This is a genomic window from Streptomyces sp. NPDC031554, assembly GCF_055580685.1.
In genome coordinates this window covers 942,339-957,822 of the sequence record NZ_JBVIKX010000001.1, presented here as the reverse complement: position 1 = coordinate 957,822, position 15,484 = coordinate 942,339, and the positions used below count along the sequence as shown (strand labels likewise).

15 protein-coding genes are annotated in these 15,484 nt (G+C 73.7%); 7 read left to right on the top strand and 8 right to left on the bottom strand.

Annotation, left to right across the window (positions count from 1 at the left end):
• Window positions 1–7 precede the first annotated feature (7 nt).
• Both ACZ5FU_RS04175 and ACZ5FU_RS04170 read right to left on the bottom strand, forming a co-directional pair.
• The gene (locus ACZ5FU_RS04175; protein WP_468642870.1) at window positions 8–1,036 is read right to left on the bottom strand and encodes an LAETG motif-containing sortase-dependent surface protein; all 1,029 of its coding nucleotides are present in this window, start codon (window positions 1,034–1,036) and stop codon (window positions 8–10) included.
• A gap of 830 nt (window positions 1,037–1,866) precedes the next feature.
• The gene (locus tag ACZ5FU_RS04170) at window positions 1,867–2,259 is read right to left on the bottom strand and encodes a chorismate mutase (RefSeq protein WP_451525639.1); all 393 of its coding nucleotides are present in this window, start codon (window positions 2,257–2,259) and stop codon (window positions 1,867–1,869) included.
• A 211-nt stretch (window positions 2,260–2,470) separates the two neighbouring features.
• On the opposite strand from ACZ5FU_RS04170, the gene guaA reads away from it, so the two are divergent.
• Window positions 2,471–4,051: a glutamine-hydrolyzing GMP synthase gene (gene guaA / locus ACZ5FU_RS04165; RefSeq protein ID WP_451775101.1), complete on the top strand. Its 1,581-nt coding sequence runs from the start codon at window positions 2,471–2,473 to the stop codon at window positions 4,049–4,051.
• Between the two features lie 12 nt (window positions 4,052–4,063).
• On the opposite strand, the gene ACZ5FU_RS04160 is transcribed toward guaA, so the two are convergent.
• Together ACZ5FU_RS04160 and ACZ5FU_RS04155 are read right to left on the bottom strand one after the other, a co-directional pair.
• The gene (locus ACZ5FU_RS04160) at window positions 4,064–4,582 is read right to left on the bottom strand and encodes a pyridoxamine 5'-phosphate oxidase family protein (RefSeq protein WP_451525167.1); all 519 of its coding nucleotides are present in this window, start codon (window positions 4,580–4,582) and stop codon (window positions 4,064–4,066) included.
• 153 nt (window positions 4,583–4,735) lie between these two features.
• Window positions 4,736–5,362: a hypothetical protein gene (locus ACZ5FU_RS04155; RefSeq protein WP_469044388.1), complete on the bottom strand. Its 627-nt coding sequence runs from the start codon at window positions 5,360–5,362 to the stop codon at window positions 4,736–4,738.
• Between the two features lie 109 nt (window positions 5,363–5,471).
• On the opposite strand from ACZ5FU_RS04155, the gene ACZ5FU_RS04150 reads away from it, so the two are divergent.
• From ACZ5FU_RS04150 to ACZ5FU_RS04140, 3 genes are all read left to right on the top strand, one after another.
• A complete protein-coding gene (locus tag ACZ5FU_RS04150; protein ID WP_468642875.1) occupies window positions 5,472–6,266 on the top strand; it encodes a class II aldolase/adducin family protein in 795 nt (264 codons plus the stop codon).
• Between the two features lie 174 nt (window positions 6,267–6,440).
• Window positions 6,441–7,718 carry a hypothetical protein gene (locus tag ACZ5FU_RS04145; RefSeq protein ID WP_469044386.1) on the top strand — a complete coding sequence of 426 codons (1,278 nt, stop codon included), beginning with the start codon at window positions 6,441–6,443 and terminating at the stop codon, window positions 7,716–7,718.
• Window positions 7,719–7,912: 194 nt separating this feature from the next.
• Complete coding sequence (locus tag ACZ5FU_RS04140; protein ID WP_451525171.1) at window positions 7,913–8,446, top strand: DoxX family protein; 534 nt, start codon at window positions 7,913–7,915, stop codon at window positions 8,444–8,446.
• Between the two features lie 65 nt (window positions 8,447–8,511).
• On the opposite strand, the gene ACZ5FU_RS04135 is transcribed toward ACZ5FU_RS04140, so the two are convergent.
• Together ACZ5FU_RS04135 and ACZ5FU_RS04130 are read right to left on the bottom strand one after the other, a co-directional pair.
• Window positions 8,512–8,784, bottom strand: coding sequence for a hypothetical protein (locus ACZ5FU_RS04135; RefSeq protein ID WP_469044384.1), 273 nt, complete (start codon window positions 8,782–8,784; stop codon window positions 8,512–8,514).
• Window positions 8,771–10,207, bottom strand: a complete 1,437-nt coding sequence (locus ACZ5FU_RS04130) for a PspC domain-containing protein (protein WP_469044382.1) — start codon at window positions 10,205–10,207, stop codon at window positions 8,771–8,773. Before ACZ5FU_RS04130 ends, ACZ5FU_RS04135 begins: the two co-directional genes overlap by 14 nt.
• 143 nt (window positions 10,208–10,350) lie before the next feature.
• Between ACZ5FU_RS04130 and ACZ5FU_RS04125 the strand changes: the two genes are divergently transcribed.
• Complete coding sequence (locus ACZ5FU_RS04125; RefSeq protein ID WP_451525174.1) at window positions 10,351–11,673, top strand: ATP-binding protein; 1,323 nt, start codon at window positions 10,351–10,353, stop codon at window positions 11,671–11,673.
• Window positions 11,673–12,413 carry a LuxR C-terminal-related transcriptional regulator gene (locus ACZ5FU_RS04120; RefSeq protein WP_451525175.1) on the top strand — a complete coding sequence of 247 codons (741 nt, stop codon included), beginning with the start codon at window positions 11,673–11,675 and terminating at the stop codon, window positions 12,411–12,413. Before ACZ5FU_RS04125 ends, ACZ5FU_RS04120 begins: the two co-directional genes overlap by 1 nt.
• Before the next feature lie 10 nt (window positions 12,414–12,423).
• On the opposite strand, the gene ACZ5FU_RS04115 is transcribed toward ACZ5FU_RS04120, so the two are convergent.
• Window positions 12,424–13,494, bottom strand: coding sequence for a C40 family peptidase (locus ACZ5FU_RS04115; protein ID WP_469044380.1), 1,071 nt, complete (start codon window positions 13,492–13,494; stop codon window positions 12,424–12,426).
• Window positions 13,495–13,973: 479 nt separating this feature from the next.
• Between ACZ5FU_RS04115 and ACZ5FU_RS04110 the strand changes: the two genes are divergently transcribed.
• Complete coding sequence (locus ACZ5FU_RS04110; RefSeq protein WP_451525177.1) at window positions 13,974–14,327, top strand: hypothetical protein; 354 nt, start codon at window positions 13,974–13,976, stop codon at window positions 14,325–14,327.
• On the opposite strand, the gene ACZ5FU_RS04105 is transcribed toward ACZ5FU_RS04110, so the two are convergent.
• A complete protein-coding gene (locus tag ACZ5FU_RS04105; RefSeq protein ID WP_469044378.1) occupies window positions 14,305–15,279 on the bottom strand; it encodes a tellurite resistance/C4-dicarboxylate transporter family protein in 975 nt (324 codons plus the stop codon). The two genes, ACZ5FU_RS04110 and ACZ5FU_RS04105, sit on opposite strands and share 23 nt — an antisense overlap.
• Window positions 15,280–15,484: the final 205 nt, after the last annotated feature.

Sequence of the window (15,484 nt, the reverse complement as noted above, 5' to 3'; positions counted from 1 at the left end):
ATCAGGCTTACGCCTGTGTCCTGCGGCGGCGCGCGGTGAACACCGCGCCCGCGCCGGCGACGACGGCGACACCGCCGACCAGACCGATCATCGGCAGCACGGAGCTGGAGCCGGTCTCGGCGAGGCTGCCGGTGGCGGGGATCTCGTCGGCGCCGCCCTGCGGCTGCTTGCCGCCCGCGGGAGCCTTGCCCTCGCCCGGCTTGGCCTCACCGGGGTCGTCGTTGCTGCTGCCGGGCTTGAGCACGGTGAACTCGTAGAGCGCGAAGGAACTGTGGACGCAGTTCTTCTCCTCGTCGACGTAGCCGCCGAGGCCCAGGGTGAAGCCGTCGCCGGCCGGGGCCTTCGCGGTGATGTCGACGCGCAGCTTGATGTCGACGGTCTCCTTGGGGCCGAGTTCCGTCTGGCCGAAGTAGAAGCCGTTGCCGAAGTCGTCCGCGATCGAGTCCCAGGCCTTGGCCTGCGGGTCGTAGTACTCGATCTTGGCGTAGGTGCTCAGCCAGGCCCGCTCGTCGTCGCTCATCGAGTCGTTGTCGATGGCCGCGAGCCACTGCACGGTGCCCAGGGCCTCGTCGCTGTGGTTGGCGGCGGTGAGCTTGAAGGTGTGCCACCCGCTGCCGGCGACGATCCTGCCCGGCAGGCCGGACACGGACAGCTCCAGCTGGGAGTCGACGTCGACGCCGTCCTCGTCGACCGGGCAGTCGTCCGGGAACTCCGACGGCTCCTCGCCGGGCGAGGAGGACGCGGACGCCGACGCGGACGCGGAAGCGGAAGAGGAGGAGGACGACGACGGGGAGCCGGTCGGCTTCGTGTCGTCCGAGGCGGACGCCGACGCCGACGCCGAGGCCGACGAGGGCGCGGACGCCGACTCCGAGGAACCCGCGGAGTCGGACGGCGAGGCGGAGGTGCTCTCGGACGACGACGTGCTGGGCGACGCCGTGCCGCCCTCCTCGGCGAAGGCGGCCGGCGCCGACAGCAGGGCCATCGGCGCGAGGACGGCGGTCGCGGCCATGGTCATCACGGCCCGGCGGAGCTTCATGGGAAAAAGACCTCGATCACTGCCGTGCGCCACGGCGGCGGGCCCGCGGCGCGGTTGAGGAGGCCCTTCCGCATGGGGGAGCGGCTGATGGCCCTGGTGTCGCTACGTGTGACCGGCGAAGCCTGTGAAGAGTTGCCCTCTCCTCACACGCTTCTTATGTGGCGTACGTCACTCAGGTGTGGCGAAGGGCCCCGCGGGACGGATCCGCGGGGCCCTTCCCTGCCGTCGGCACCGGCGTCGGGGCGTCGCCGGTGCCGGTGGAGCGGCGCCGGGGGGTTGCGCCGCCGGCTCGTCGGGCGTCCCTTTCCGCACCGGACGACCGCCGGGTGATCACCGGAGCGCACGAGGGGCGCGCGACGGTTGTGCGCCGGCGACGGCCGGCGGGGACGGAACGCCACTCATCGGGTCGCGGTGCGGGAGAACGGTGCGATGCGGTCGTCCCCGGAGCGACCCGGGGTTTTCTCCGCGCTTTCTCCGCACAGTGCTGGACTCCGCACAGTGCTGGACTCCGCGTCGTGCCGGACGGACGCGGACGCGGCACCCGCAGCCGCTCGGACCCGGCCTCCGTGCGTCCGCGTCCTTCCCGCCGGCCGGCCCCGGGCGTCCCCGGGACCGGCCGTTTCCTCGGGTGACCGGGCCGCTGTCCCCTGCCGTCCGGTCACTTTCCCGGAGCGAGGTCCCACGGCGTACGGCACGACCCGTACGCCTCCGTCGCCCCGGTGAGCCACGCGTGGTTCTTCCGGGCCCGCTCCTGGCTGGAACGGACATCGGGACCAACGAAGCCGACCGGGGCCGGTCACGCGCCGTACGGGTGAGAAGGGGCACCGAACTCAGATGCGCCCCCGGCACAGTTCGAGGAGCGTCATGGCGAGCGACGTGCCGGGCCTGCCGAGGGCCTGCCGGTAGTGGTCGAGGATCTCCATCTCGCGGGACAGGTTCACCCGTCGGCCGCCGGAGGTGATCCGGGCCTCCTGGACCACGGCGGACACGGCGGCCCGCTCCTGGATGAGACCGATGATCCGGTCGTCGAGCGCGTCGATGCGGTCGCGCGCGCCGGTGATCACGTCGGCGGCCTCGGGGGTGCGCGCGCCGGTCACGTCGGTGGCGGTCATGGGGGCTCCTGTGGTGGTGGGTGCGGATGCCCCGGAGCGGCAGGACCCGGGAGAAACGACAGGCGCCCCGGGCCTTGTCGGCCCGGGGCGCCTGGGAAGTCGCTGCGTCAGCTCAAGCAGCACGACCATGGCAGCCGGCGGGCCGGATGCCATAGGTAAAGACGAAGGTCGCGTGCGAAAGCATGCGGCCAGTATGCCACGGCGGTTCACGCGCGCCGGGGGCCGCGGGCCCCGGCGGTCCCCGGCGACGGGACCGGTCCCGCGGCCACCTCGGTAGAATCGGACAGCACAGAGACCCCGCCCAAACCGCCGGAAGGCCCCCGTGTCAACAGCGACTCCCGCTGCCGCCGCCCCCGACACCGTCCTGGTCGTCGACTTCGGCGCGCAGTACGCCCAGCTCATCGCCCGTCGAGTCCGCGAGGCGCGGGTCTACAGCGAGATCGTGCCGAGCACCACGCCCGTCTCGGAGATGCTCGCCAAGAACCCGGCGGCGATCATCCTCTCCGGCGGCCCCTCGTCCGTCTACGAGGAGGGCGCCCCCCGCCTCGACCGCGAGCTGTTCGAGGCCGGCGTCCCCGTCTTCGGCATGTGCTACGGCTTCCAGCTGATGGCGCAGACCCTCGGCGGCACCGTCGACAACACCGGCGCCCGCGAGTACGGCCGCACCGACCTGCACGTCTCGCGCGCCTCCTCCACCCTCTTCGAGGGCACCCCGGCCGAGCAGCCCGTGTGGATGTCGCACGGCGACGCCTGCTCCGCCGCCCCCGAGGGCTTCTCCGTCACGGCCTCCACGGACGTCGTCCCGGTCGCCGCCTTCGAGAACGACGAGAAGAAGCTCTACGGCGTCCAGTACCACCCCGAGGTCATGCACTCCACGCACGGCCAGCAGGTGCTCGAGCACTTCCTGTACCGCGGCGCGGGCCTCACCCCGGACTGGACCACCGGCAACGTCATCGACGAGCAGGTGACCGCCATCCGTGAACTCGTCGGCGACAAGCGCGCGATCTGCGGCCTGTCCGGCGGCGTCGACTCCGCGGTGGCCGCCGCCCTGGTCCAGAAGGCCATCGGCTCCCAGCTGACCTGCGTCTACGTCGACCACGGCCTCATGCGCAAGGGCGAGACCGAGCAGGTCGAGAAGGACTTCGTGGCCGCGACCGGCGTCCAGCTGAAGGTCGTCGACGCGCAGGAGCGCTTCCTCACCGCCCTCAAGGGGGTCTCCGACCCCGAGGAGAAGCGGAAGATCATCGGCCGCGAGTTCATCCGCGTCTTCGAGCAGGCCCAGGCGGAGATCATCGCCGACGAGGGCCCCGAGGTCGCGTTCCTGGTCCAGGGCACCCTGTACCCGGACGTCGTCGAGTCCGGCGGCGGCACCGGCACCGCCAACATCAAGTCCCACCACAACGTGGGCGGGCTGCCCGAGGACCTCGAGTTCCAGCTCATCGAGCCGCTGCGCAAGCTGTTCAAGGACGAGGTCCGCATGGTCGGCCAGGAGCTCGGCCTGCCGGAGGAGATCGTCCAGCGCCAGCCGTTCCCCGGCCCCGGCCTCGGCATCCGGATCGTCGGCGAGGTCACCAAGGAGCGCCTCGACCTGCTCCGCGACGCCGACGCGATCGCCCGCGAGGAGCTGACGGCGGCCGGTCTCGACCGCGAGATCTGGCAGTGCCCGGTGGTCCTGCTCGCCGACGTCCGCAGCGTCGGCGTCCAGGGCGACGGCCGCACCTACGGTCACCCGATCGTGCTGCGCCCGGTCTCCTCCGAGGACGCCATGACGGCCGACTGGTCGCGCCTGCCGTACGACGTCCTCGCGAAGATCTCCACCCGGATCACCAACGAGGTCCGCGACGTCAACCGGGTCGTCGTCGACGTCACCTCGAAGCCGCCGGGCACCATCGAATGGGAGTGAGCCCTTCGGGCTTCAAGTCCGCCTGAGAGAGCGCACCGGCTCTCCGGGCCGCCAGACCCGGGCGACCAGATACGTGTCGTCCTCGACGCGGGTCCGCACGACCTCCGTCAGCTCGGTGCGGAAGAGGTGGAACGGCTGCGGCGGTTCCACCTCTTCCACGTACGCGGCCCGCGCCGCCCCGTCCTCGACCTCGACGGCCCGCCCGCCGATCCGTACGTCGCCGCCGCCCATCCCGGTGCCCTCGCCCGGGTTGGCCTGGAGCGAGAAACGGGGATCGCGGCGCAGGTCGAGCACCTTGAGCGAGCCCGGCATCATGCCGAGCCACAGCTCACCGTGGAGGAAGCGCACCTCCAGTCCGCTGGTGCGCGGGGAGCCGTCCTTGCGCAGGGTCGCGAGGACGTGGTGCGTGAAGGCGCCGAAGCGCTCCTCGACGACCCGCGCGAATTCCGGCTCCGCCCCGGCGAACACCGCCCAGTTCACCGCTGTCGCGGAACGTCCTGTCGAACCCGCTGTCGAGCGTGCTGCTGTCATACGGCGAGTGTGGCGCCGATACCCGACACCTTCTGTCCGGTATGACGGGACGGGCCGCGGGTCACGGGTCGGGGATCCCGGACGGGACGGGGTGGTGCGAGGCGGGGCGGGGCGGTGCGTAGGCGGGAGGCCGGGGGCCGGGGGTCGGGTGGATCAGACGGTGTGGGGTGCCGGCCGCGTGTGGCGCACCCGGCCCGACCCGTCCGGTACGGCCGTGCAGCCCGCCGCGACGAGCTGCCGCGCCAGCTTCGCCCGCCGGGAGGCGTTGACCCGCAGGGCTCCCAGCAGACCCAGCGGGGTCAGGACGGCGAGCGGGAGCAGCACGGCGTACTTCCCGGTCAGCGGCGCCATCAGCAGGAACAGCGCGGCGAAGCCCCAGGCCATGGCCAGCAGCTGCCGGCGGTTCACGGCCGCCTCCAGCGCCTCGTGACGGATGAGCGTCGTGAGCAGCTCGACGTCCGGCCGCGCCTCGGGGACCGGGGTGAGCGAGCCGAGGTACATGCCCGGCACGGGACGCCCGGCGCCCGGGTCGGGGAAGGCCGCGGTGTTCGCCGCCGCCCGCTGCCGCGCCCAGGGGGAGGTGTCGCGCACCAGGGTGACGTGGACGACCCGCTGCTTGCCGATCAGCCGCACGCCCGCGTAGCGGAAGCCGTAGCACTCGGCGACGTAGGCCAGCGCGCCGAAGGTCTGCCACTCGGCGAAGGGGTGGACCAGTTCGACCTCGTCGCGGGTGGCGATCTGCCGCATGAGGGAGGAGAGGTGCCGGTCGGTGCTGCTCACGTCGTACTCCACGGGTGACGAAAATCGTCATCTTTGCACAACGGCTCTGCCCTTTTCCCCTGACCGGCGGTAGCTTCCGCCCGTAACGCATCCCAGTGCTGGAGGACCGATGCACGGGCCCACGTCTCCCGCCCCGCTGCCCACCGACCGACTGCGGTTCGCCATGCCGCCGATGCACGAATCGGTCGAGGACGAGCGCCGGCACCGCAGGGAACGGCTCGCGGGCGCCGTACGGATCTTCGGACGCCACGGCTTCGAGGACGGGGTCTCCGGCCACATCACCGCACGCGACCCCGAGCACAGCGACTGCTTCTGGGTCAATCCGTTCGGCGTCCCCTTCAAGCACGTCACCGTGAGCGACCTCGTCCTCGTCAACGCCGACGGACAGGTCGTCGAGGGCCGCTACCACGTCAACCAGGCCGCCTTCACCGTGCACGCGCAGGTGCACGCCGCCCGGCCGGACGTCGTCGCCGTCGCCCACTGCCACTCCGTCCACGGGCGTGCCCTCGCCGCCCTCGGCGAACTGATCGACCCCATCACCCAGGAGAGCTGCGCCTTCTACGAGGACATGGCGCTGTACGACGCCTACACCGGCGTCGCCGTCGACGCGGAGGAGGGGCGGCGCATCGCGGCCGCGCTCGGCAGCCGCAAGGCACTGGTCCTGCGCAACCACGGGCCGCTGACCGTCGGCGACTCGGTGGACGCGGCGGCCTGGTGGTTCCTGTCGATGGAACGCTCCAGCCAGGTCCAGCTCACCGCCCGCGCCGCCGGCCGCCCCGTCCTGATCGAGCACAAGGCGGCGGTGGCGACCCGGGAACAGCTCGGCGGCGACCTGGTGGCGTGGATCAACTACCAGCCCCTGTGGCAGGACATCAGCCGCAGCGAACCCGACCTGCTCGACTAGCCGGGTCAACACGGCGGTCCCGGATTCACCCGCGCTGACCAGACCTGCCGGAGCACGGCGGTGTGCCGTAAGGCACAATTCGCTGTCGTTGCAGGGGAGTTGTTCACAAGGTCGGGGGCCGGTTCTCACCGGGGCCACCAGCCGTACGGGTAGTGGGGAAGGCGGGCATCGGCAGTGGCGGTGCAGGAGGCGAGACAGGGCCCGGAACCGGGCGCGCACGACGGGGGCTGTGCCTGCGGGGACTGCCCGCACGGGGCGCGCGAGGGGCACCGGCGGGCGGTCGCCGCCTTCCTGGCGAAGCGCGACGGGTTCGCCGCCGGACAGGGGCTGCCGGCCGCCGTCGCCCACTCGGCGTCCGCCTCCCGCCAGTGGGTGTCGGAGGAACTGGCCCAGTCCGCCGAGCTCGTCGCCGAACGCGGCCGCGCCGAGGGCGAGTTCTGGCTCGACCGGGTCTGGCCGCGCACGGCCCGCACGGTCGGGGCCGCGGTCGTCACCCTGCTGCTGGTGCAGTCCCTGACCGCGATCGGCGCCGGCTGGACCACGGCCCGCACCGCCGGACTGCTCGCCGCGCTGCTCGTCGGCGGCGCCCTGACGGCGGCCTCCTGGTTCCACCGGACGCGCGGCGGGGCGCTGGCCCCCGTGATCGGCGAGGACAACCGCCTGTCCACCTCCCGCGCGGTCGCCGCCGCCTGGGTGCTGTTCGTGGTGTACGCGGTACTGGTCCTGGTGGGAAGGCTGGCGGCCGCGTCCGGACCCGCCGAGCGCGACGCCCTGATCTCCGGACTCGACCTGGCGCACGGCGCCGGCGCGGTGACCGTCCTCGCCGTGGTCTGCGCGATCGCCGTGCTGGTGCGGCGCGTGGTCGGCATGCGCGTCCTCGGCCAGCGGCTCCAGAAGGTCCGCGCACACCGGCCCCGCGCCGCCGACCTGTTCACCGACGACGCCGGCCGCGGCACCTTCGCCGACATCCAGTACGTCGTCATCAGCGCCGTCGCCCTGGTCTTCGCCGCCGTACGCCTCGCCCGCCGCCCCGACCAGCTGCCCGACCTGCCCTGGGGCCTGGCGGTGATGGTGCTGGTGTCGGCCGCGACCTACCTCGCCGGGAAGTACGCCGAGGGCGGGCGGCCCGTGATCCTGTCCGTCGTCCGCTCCCGCGAGGCGGGCGACCTGGACGCCCCGATCCGCACCGGTGACGACATCGAGATCCGCGGCGCCGGGTTCGTGCCGCCGGGCGCGCAGACCGCCGACCGCCTCTCCCGCATGGTCGTCCGCATCGGCGCCGTCCACGTCCACGTGCCCCTCGTCCCGGTCACGGGCGGCTTCAGCAATCCCACCGACGCGGTCCTCACCGTCCCGGTCCCGGTGGAGGTCGAGCCCGGCCGGGTGGAGGTGCAGGTGGTCACCGCGGCCGGCGTGGAGACGAACCGCTGCACGATCGACGTGACGGACTGAGACGGGCGCAACGGGGGCGCGCGAGCCCCGGACGCCCAGGGCCCGGACAGCCGGGACCCGGACGTCCAGAGCCCGGACGCTCAAAGCCCGGAAGAGACGTTCGGCAACCTGACCGACCATTGAGCGCGCCCTCCCTTTCGTGCGTATGGTTTGTTGAGGGTTCCATCACTGCGGGCGACGGGCGGCTACGGGCGATGACTCACAGCAGGCGGACGGACACGCGCTCCCCCTATCTCGACGGCGACCGCGGCAACTGGCGGGACACCGCCACCCGTTACGCCCTCCTCCCGCTCCGGATCTTCCTCGGCGTCACCTTCGTCTACGCCGGCCTCGACAAACTCACCGACGGCGCCTTCCTCAAGGACAGCGGCGCCGGCTCGATCGGCGACACCATGCGGGCGGTGCGGGACTCCTCGGCCGTCCCCGCCCTGGTCGACCTCGCCCTCAAGAACCCCACCGGCTTCGGTTACGCCATGGCCTTCGGTGAACTCGCCGTCGGCATCGGCACCCTCCTCGGCGTCCTCACCCGCCTGGCCGCCCTCGGCGGCGCGCTGATCTCCCTCAGCCTGTGGCTGACCGTGAGCTGGGCCTCCGACCCGTACTACTACGGCAACGACCTCGCCTACCTCATGGCGTGGCTGCCGCTCGTCCTCGCCGGCGCCCCGGTCCTCTCCCTCGACGCCGCCTGGCACACCAGGAGGCGTCAGCGGTCCGGAGGCTTCCTGTAGGCCGTGCCCTCCCTGGGCACGGTCCTCGGCCGGGACCGGTTCCCCGGCCGGCCCCGCTCCCGCGGTCAGTTTCCCGCCGGTCTCGCCGACTCCGCTCCCGTTCCCGTGTCCGTGCCCCGGTCCGCGGAGGAGCCCGGCTTCGCGTCCCGGCGTCCGCGGACCGCGCGGCTCACGAGACCGGCGACGGCCGCCAGACACAGACCGGCCACGACGACGGGGACGACGGCGAACCAGGGGGTCTCCCAGTGACCGCCCGCGTCGCCCGCGTACATGATTCCCACCAGGACGAAGGCGGAGCCGGCGACCAGCCGGCCCGGCCGGAAATCATGACGCAGCACGGGCCACCTCCACCTGTCCCGCCCCGACCCGGAGGTCGAGGTCGATCGTCCCGGTGTCCTTGCCGCCGGAGAGGGGGGACAAGGTCACCTCCCTGTGCTTGCCCGGCTCCACGTCCACGTCCTTCCGGTCCTCACCCGGCAGTCGGATGTCGCCCAGGCCCACGTCGATCCGGACCTCCACCGTCACGTCCGGCGGCACGACCACCCGCAGCCGGCCGAGTCCCACCTCGGCGTCGGTGCTCACCGTCCGCCCCTTCGCGGGCCGGAGCCGGGACAGGTCCAGGGTGGCGTCACCGGTGCCGAGGTCATAGCCCTCCCGGACGTCCGCCGCCGTCGCGGGCCGCCACGTGGTGTCGACCCAGCGCGTGCCGATGTCCTTCGGCACCGTGGCCGAGCCGGCGAGCAGGCCGGCCGTGACGATCGCCAGGAGGACCGACCCCGCGCCGGTGCGCCCCAGCAGCGAGCTGACCGCGATCCCCGTGCCGAGCACGACCAGCGCGACGGACAGGCCGGCCTGCAGGCTGGTGCCCAGCGGGTGCCCGTCCCAGGCGAACCGGGTCGCCAGGCCGCCCGCGAGCAGCGCGAGCAGGAAGGACCAGCCGCCGATCCAGCGGGGACCCCGCGACCGGGGCGCCCTGGCGTACGGGGTGCGTATGTCCTGGCGGCTGTGCGCGTACCCGGTGAGGTCCACGTCGACCGAGGACATGAAGTCCGGGGCGCCGGAGTCCCCGGGGCCCCACAGGTATCCCGTGCCGCCGTCGTGCGTGCCGTCCTTCACGATCGGGTCGCGCCACCAGGACGGGTACGCGGCCGGGACCGGGGGCGCCTTGGCCTCCGGCGGGGCGTCGGCCACGGCCTGGGCGGCGAGCGGGTCGGCGTCGGAGGCCTCCCGGTGCCGCGACCAGTAGCCGGCGCCGGCCAGCAGGAGGGAGAGGACGACGGCGAAGGTGAGCACACCGCCGTTGTTGAGCATCGACAGGAACACCCCGCAGCCCACCAGCGCGAACAGCACGGCCGCGAGGGCCTGGCCGTCGACCCGGCCGGTCAGCAGCTTGCGCACCTCGTTCCCGCCGTCGTCGGTGTAGGGGACGAACAGCCAGGCGAAGCCGTAGAAGATGAGGCCGATGCCGCCGGTCGCGGAGAGGACGGCGAGCGTGATCCGGAAGATCACCGGGTCCATGTCGCACTGCCGTCCGAGGCCCGCGCACACGCCGGCGAGCAGCTTGTGCTCGCGGTCGCGGCGGAACCGGTGCGGGGGACGCTCGGCGAGGCCGAGGCCGGGGCCGCCGCCGGGAGGGGAGCCGGGGTGGGAGCCGGGGCCGCCCGTCGACGCCCCGCCGCGGGCACCGGCGGGCGGGGTGTCGGCGTCGGGTGCGCCGCCCCCGTCCGGTCCGGTGTCCGCGGCGTGCTGGTGATCCGTCATGAGTCCATGGTGGCGGGCGAGCGGCCCCGGCGGCAGTCGGAACGACCCTGGTCGGACCCTGATATCGGCCCTGAGCCGCCACCCGGGAAGCGTTCGCCGTGCGGGGCGGCCGAAGATCAGGGGCGTCTCGGGGACGAACCCTGATGCCCGGGACCTGTGGCCGTGTGACCATCGTTGGCATGCCGGAAGCCGCCACAGCGCCACTCGTCGAACCGCGGCCGCCGCGCAAGCTCTACCGCAGCGGCGACGGACGCTGGCTGGGTGGTGTGGCGCGGGGGCTCGCCGGACATCTCGGGCTGCCCGTGATCTGGGTGCGGCTCGTGTTCGTCGGCCTGTTCATGGCGGACGGTCTCGGTGCCCTGCTCTACGCGGCCTTCTGGTTCTTCGTCCCGCTCGGCATCGGCGGGGTCGGCGATCAGCGGCCCTCCTCCTTCGTCGCCGGCGGGTCCGCGCCCGACGGCCGTCGCAGACTCGTCGCCCGCAAGCCCGACAGGGGCCAGATCGTCGCCCTGCTCCTCATGGTCGTCGTCGCCATGGTCTTCGTCGGCAACGTGAACCTGGGCAGTGGCGCCAAGGCCTACCTCCTGCCCGCCGTGCTCGTCGGCGCGGGCGTCGCCCTCGTCTGGCGCCAGGCGGACAACGCCCGGCGGGCCCGCTGGGTCGAGGTCGGCCGGCGGCGCCGCACGCTCACGCTGCTGCGCGCCGGAGCCGGTGTCCTGCTGGTCACCGCGGGCGTCTCCGGCATCTTCGTCCTCCAGGGTTCCGCGGCCCACCTCGGTTCGGTCCTGCAGGCGGCCCTCGCCGTCCTGGTCGGCATCACCCTGCTCGCCGGGCCCTACCTGGTGCGCATGACGCAGGACCTGTCCGAGGAGCGGCTGATGCGCATCCGCGCGCAGGAGCGGGCCGAGGTCGCCGCCCACGTGCACGACTCGGTGCTGCACACCCTGACCCTGATCCAGCGCAACGCGGAGAACGCGGGCGAGGTGCGCCGCCTCGCCCGCGCCCAGGAGCGCGACCTGCGCACCTGGCTGTACAAGCCGGAGGGCACCGGAAAGGACGAGGCGGACGAGCCCACCGCCCTCGCCGACGCGGTCCGGCGCCACGCCGCGGAGGTGGAGGACAAGCACGGCGTCCCCCTGGAGGTCGTGGTCGTCGGCGACTGCCCGCTCGACGAGCGGCTGACCGCGCAGATGCAGGCCGCGCGCGAAGCGATGGTGAACGCCGCCAAGTACGGTGGCGAGGGCGGCGCCGTACAGGTCTACGCCGAGGTCGAGGGCAGGACGGTCTTCGTGTCCGTCCGGGACCGCGGTCCCGGCTTCGACCTCGACGCGATACCCGCCGACCGGATGGGCGTCAGAGAATCGATCATCGGCCGCATGGAGCGCAACGGCGGCACGGCGCGGCTGCGGGCGGTCCCGGGCGGCGGCACGGAGGTCGAGCTGGAGATGGAGAGGGCGGAGAAGTGATGAGCGACCCGACCGAGACGAACGGCACGACGGGGGCGGCCCCGGCGGCCGCTCCCGCGCACGACGGGGGCGGCGCCGGACGGCACGTGCGGGTGGTCCTCGTCGACGACCACCGCATGTTCCGCACGGGGGTGCAGGCCGAGATCGGCCGGACCGAGGAGACCGGTGTGGAGGTCGTGGGCGAGGCCGCCGACGTCGACCAGGCGGTCACGGTCATCACCGCGACCCGGCCCGAGGTGGTCCTGCTCGACGTGCACCTGCCGGGTGGCGGCGGCGTCGAAGTGCTGCGCCGCTGCGCCCCGTTGATGAGCGACGCCGAGCGACCCGTGCGTTTCCTCGCGCTGTCCGTCTCGGACGCCGCGGAGGACGTGATCGGCGTCATCCGCGGCGGCGCGCGCGGCTATGTCACCAAGACGATCACCGGCACCGACCTGGTCGACTCCGTCTTCCGCGTCCAGGAGGGCGACGCGGTCTTCTCGCCGCGGCTCGCCGGGTTCGTCCTGGACGCCTTCGCCTCCACCGACGCCCCGCCGGTCGACGAGGACCTCGACCGTCTCACCCAGCGCGAGCGCGAGGTGCTGCGCCTCATCGCGCGCGGTTACGCCTACAAGGAGATCGCCAAGCAGCTGTTCATCTCGGTGAAGACGGTCGAGTCCCACGTGTCGGCGGTCCTGCGCAAGCTCCAGCTGTCCAACCGCCACGAGCTGACCCGCTGGGCGACGGCCCGCCGGCTGGTGTGACGGGGGAGCCTCAGACCACCCGGGTCGCCCCCGCGTACGGCATCTCGTCGATCGGGGCGACGCGCACCGGGGCCGACGGGTTCGGGGCGTGGATCATCCTGCCGCCGCCGATGTAGAGCCCGACATGGGTGACGCCGGGGTAGAAGAACACCAGGTCGCCCGGCCGGAGCTCGGAGCGGGAGACGCGGCGCCCGGCGTCGATCTGGGCGTACGTCGTGCGGGGCAGGGAGACGTCCGCCGAGCGGTACGCCGCCTGGATCAGGCCCGAGCAGTCGAAGGCGTCCGGGCCGGTCGCCCCCCACACGTAGGGGCTGCCCAGCTTGGCGTAGGCGTAGGAGACGGCCGCCGCCGCGCGGGAGCCGGCCGCGGTGGCCGCGCCGGGGGCGGGCAGGCCCTCGCGGGCTCCCGCCGAGGTCCGTGAGGCACGGGTGTCCGTCCCGCCGCCCGTGTCCGCGGTGAGCCGGGCCCGTTCCGCGGCCGTGAGCCGGTTCAGCAGGCGCCGCGCCGTGGCCAGCTTCTCGGTGATCGTCCTCTTGTGCCGCTTCAGCTCCGCCTGACGCGTCTTGAGCGAGGCCAGCTGCACGCGGGCGGCGCCGCGCAGCTGCTCGATCTCCCGCAGCTGCCTGCCGACCCGGGTGACGGCGGCGGACTGGCGGTCGCCCGCCCGTTCGGCGAGGGCGGCGTCGTCGAGGTACCGGTCGGGGTCGTCGGAGAGCGCGAGCTGCACCGCCTGGTCGAGACCGCCGCCGCGGTACTGTGCCGCGGCCATCGTCCCGAGCGCCTCGCGGGCCGTGTTGAGCCGGGCCTCCTTGCGCGCGGCCTCGTCGCGCAGCGTCTCCAGCCGCCGTTCGGCGGCGGTCGCCCTCTCCCGGGCGCCGTTGTACTTCTCGGTGGCGGCCTCGGCCTCCTGGTACAGCTTGTCCACCTTGGCCTTCACCTGGGCCGGGGTGGGATTCGGCTCGGCGTGCCCGACCCCGTCGAAGGCGGTCGCGCCGGCCACCCCGGCGAGGGCGAGGGTCGCCGCCGCGCGGGCCGTGTGGCCGCCGACCGAACGCTGACGGGGCTTGCGGTGCGCTGCCACGTAAGACTGCACGTCCTTTCGTCGACCGCCTCGTCGGTACGCCCGCCGGTGACCGGGGCCGCGCGGGGACGGCCCCGGCCGCCGGGGGAGCGGACGTACGGCCGCACGGTGCGGCTGACGCGCCCGGCGACGTCCGCACGGGGGAGCGGAGCGCCGCCGGACTCTCGGCGGTGGTGTCCGGCTGCCGCCCCTGGTCCGGGCGGCGGTGGGAAGCCGGTCACCTGGGGGAGGACGCTAGGCCCGTTCGTGCCGGTCCGGTGACGCGATGTACGGAAGTGACAGGAGCGGACCGCCGGGTGACCGGACCTGCCCGTACCGCCGGTCCCCGGTCGTCGACTTCACGCGGTGGGCCGACCGATGCGGCGAATCCCGGGCGCCCCGAAGCGGCACGCTGCTATGCGGCGCACACCCGCGGGTGGGGGCGGTGGGTGCGGGCCGGTGTCGGGAGGCGTCCGGCCCGGTGGCTAGCATCCGGCCTCATGGACGTACTCATCCACCTCTTCGTCGGCCTGCACATCGTCGGCATCGCCGCGCTGCTCGGCGGTTTCCTCACCCAGATGAAGGCGATGGGGCAGGGCACGGCCCGCTTCGTCCCCGCGATGCTGCACGGTGCCGCGACGATGCTGGTCACCGGCGTGATCCTGGTCGGCCTCAACCAGGCGGACGACCAGGAGGTGAACAACGTCAAGATCGGTGTGAAGCTGGCCCTGCTGATCGTGATCCTCGGCCTGGTCTACGTGAAGCGGGACGAGGAGCGGGTGGAGAAGCCCCTGTTCGGCCTCGTCGGCCTGCTGACCGTGGCCAACGTCTTCATCGCGGTGCTCTGGACCTGAGCCACGCCCGCCCGTCCGCGACCGCCCCCGCGGCGACGGCCGACCACGCCGCCACCGCGGCCCACAGCAGCACCTCCCCGGCGACCTCCAGCCACGGCACGCCGTCGGCGGCGGCGACCGACAGCGTCACCGCCGCCGTCATCCCCATCGGGAACACCGTCGCCCAGCGGCGCACGTCGCGGCGCGTCCGCGGCCACCGCACCTCCGCGGCGAGCAGCACGGCGTACCCGGCCAGGGCGAGCACGAGCAGCGCGACGGTCACCGTGCGCAGGACGCCGCGGTCGTCGTCGTTCCACAGGTACAGGCCGCCGTCCTCGGCCGTCAGGAGCGTCGACCCGGCCAGCGCCGAGACGGCGAGCGCCCCGACCGACACCCAGTGGTCCCCGTGGCCCTCCCGCACCTGCCGCGGATCGAAGCGGGCCAGCGCGAGGCCGTACAGGACGAGACCGAGCCAGAACGGCACCAGCGCCAGGTGCGCCGGCCAGGCCACCGACTCGGCCCGCGCCAGACTCGCCGCGAGCACCGCGAGCCCCTGGGTCGCCACACAGCACAGGAACACCGATCCGGGCATGCGCGGGCCCCAGCGCCGTACGACGTCCACCATGAGGACCGGCCACAGCACCGCGGCCAGGGCCAGCAGCGCCCAGGCGAGGACGGACCGGTCGGCCGCGCTGAGCCGGGTGCCGAGGACGGTGGTGGCCGACACGGCCATGAGCGCCGCCGGCGTGCCCGCCTCGGCCCGCCACCGCTCGCGCTCGTGCACCAGCCGCAGGACGAAGTCCGCCGCCAGCGCCAGCCAGGCCGCGCAGGCCAGCGCCAGGGTGACGTCGGACAGGAGGCCGTACCCCGTCTGACGCAGGCCGACCGACAGGATGCCGGTCGCCGTCACGGCGGCCCCGGCCGCCGGTGGACGCGCGGCCCACCAGGCGCGGAGGGGAGAGATGCGGGGCATGCCGCCGATGCTAGTGCCGCGACAGGCGACGTCCGCCCCGTCGCGACGCCCGGCACGCACTCTCGCCGCACCGGCCGAAGACCCGGGTACGTCCCGTACGAGGGACTCCGGCCGACACGCCGAGAGCACGCACCGGACGCCGCTCCTTCACGGGCGAACGTCGCCCGCCACGGCACTGGGGAGCGCGCGGCGGCTTCCCCCGGCG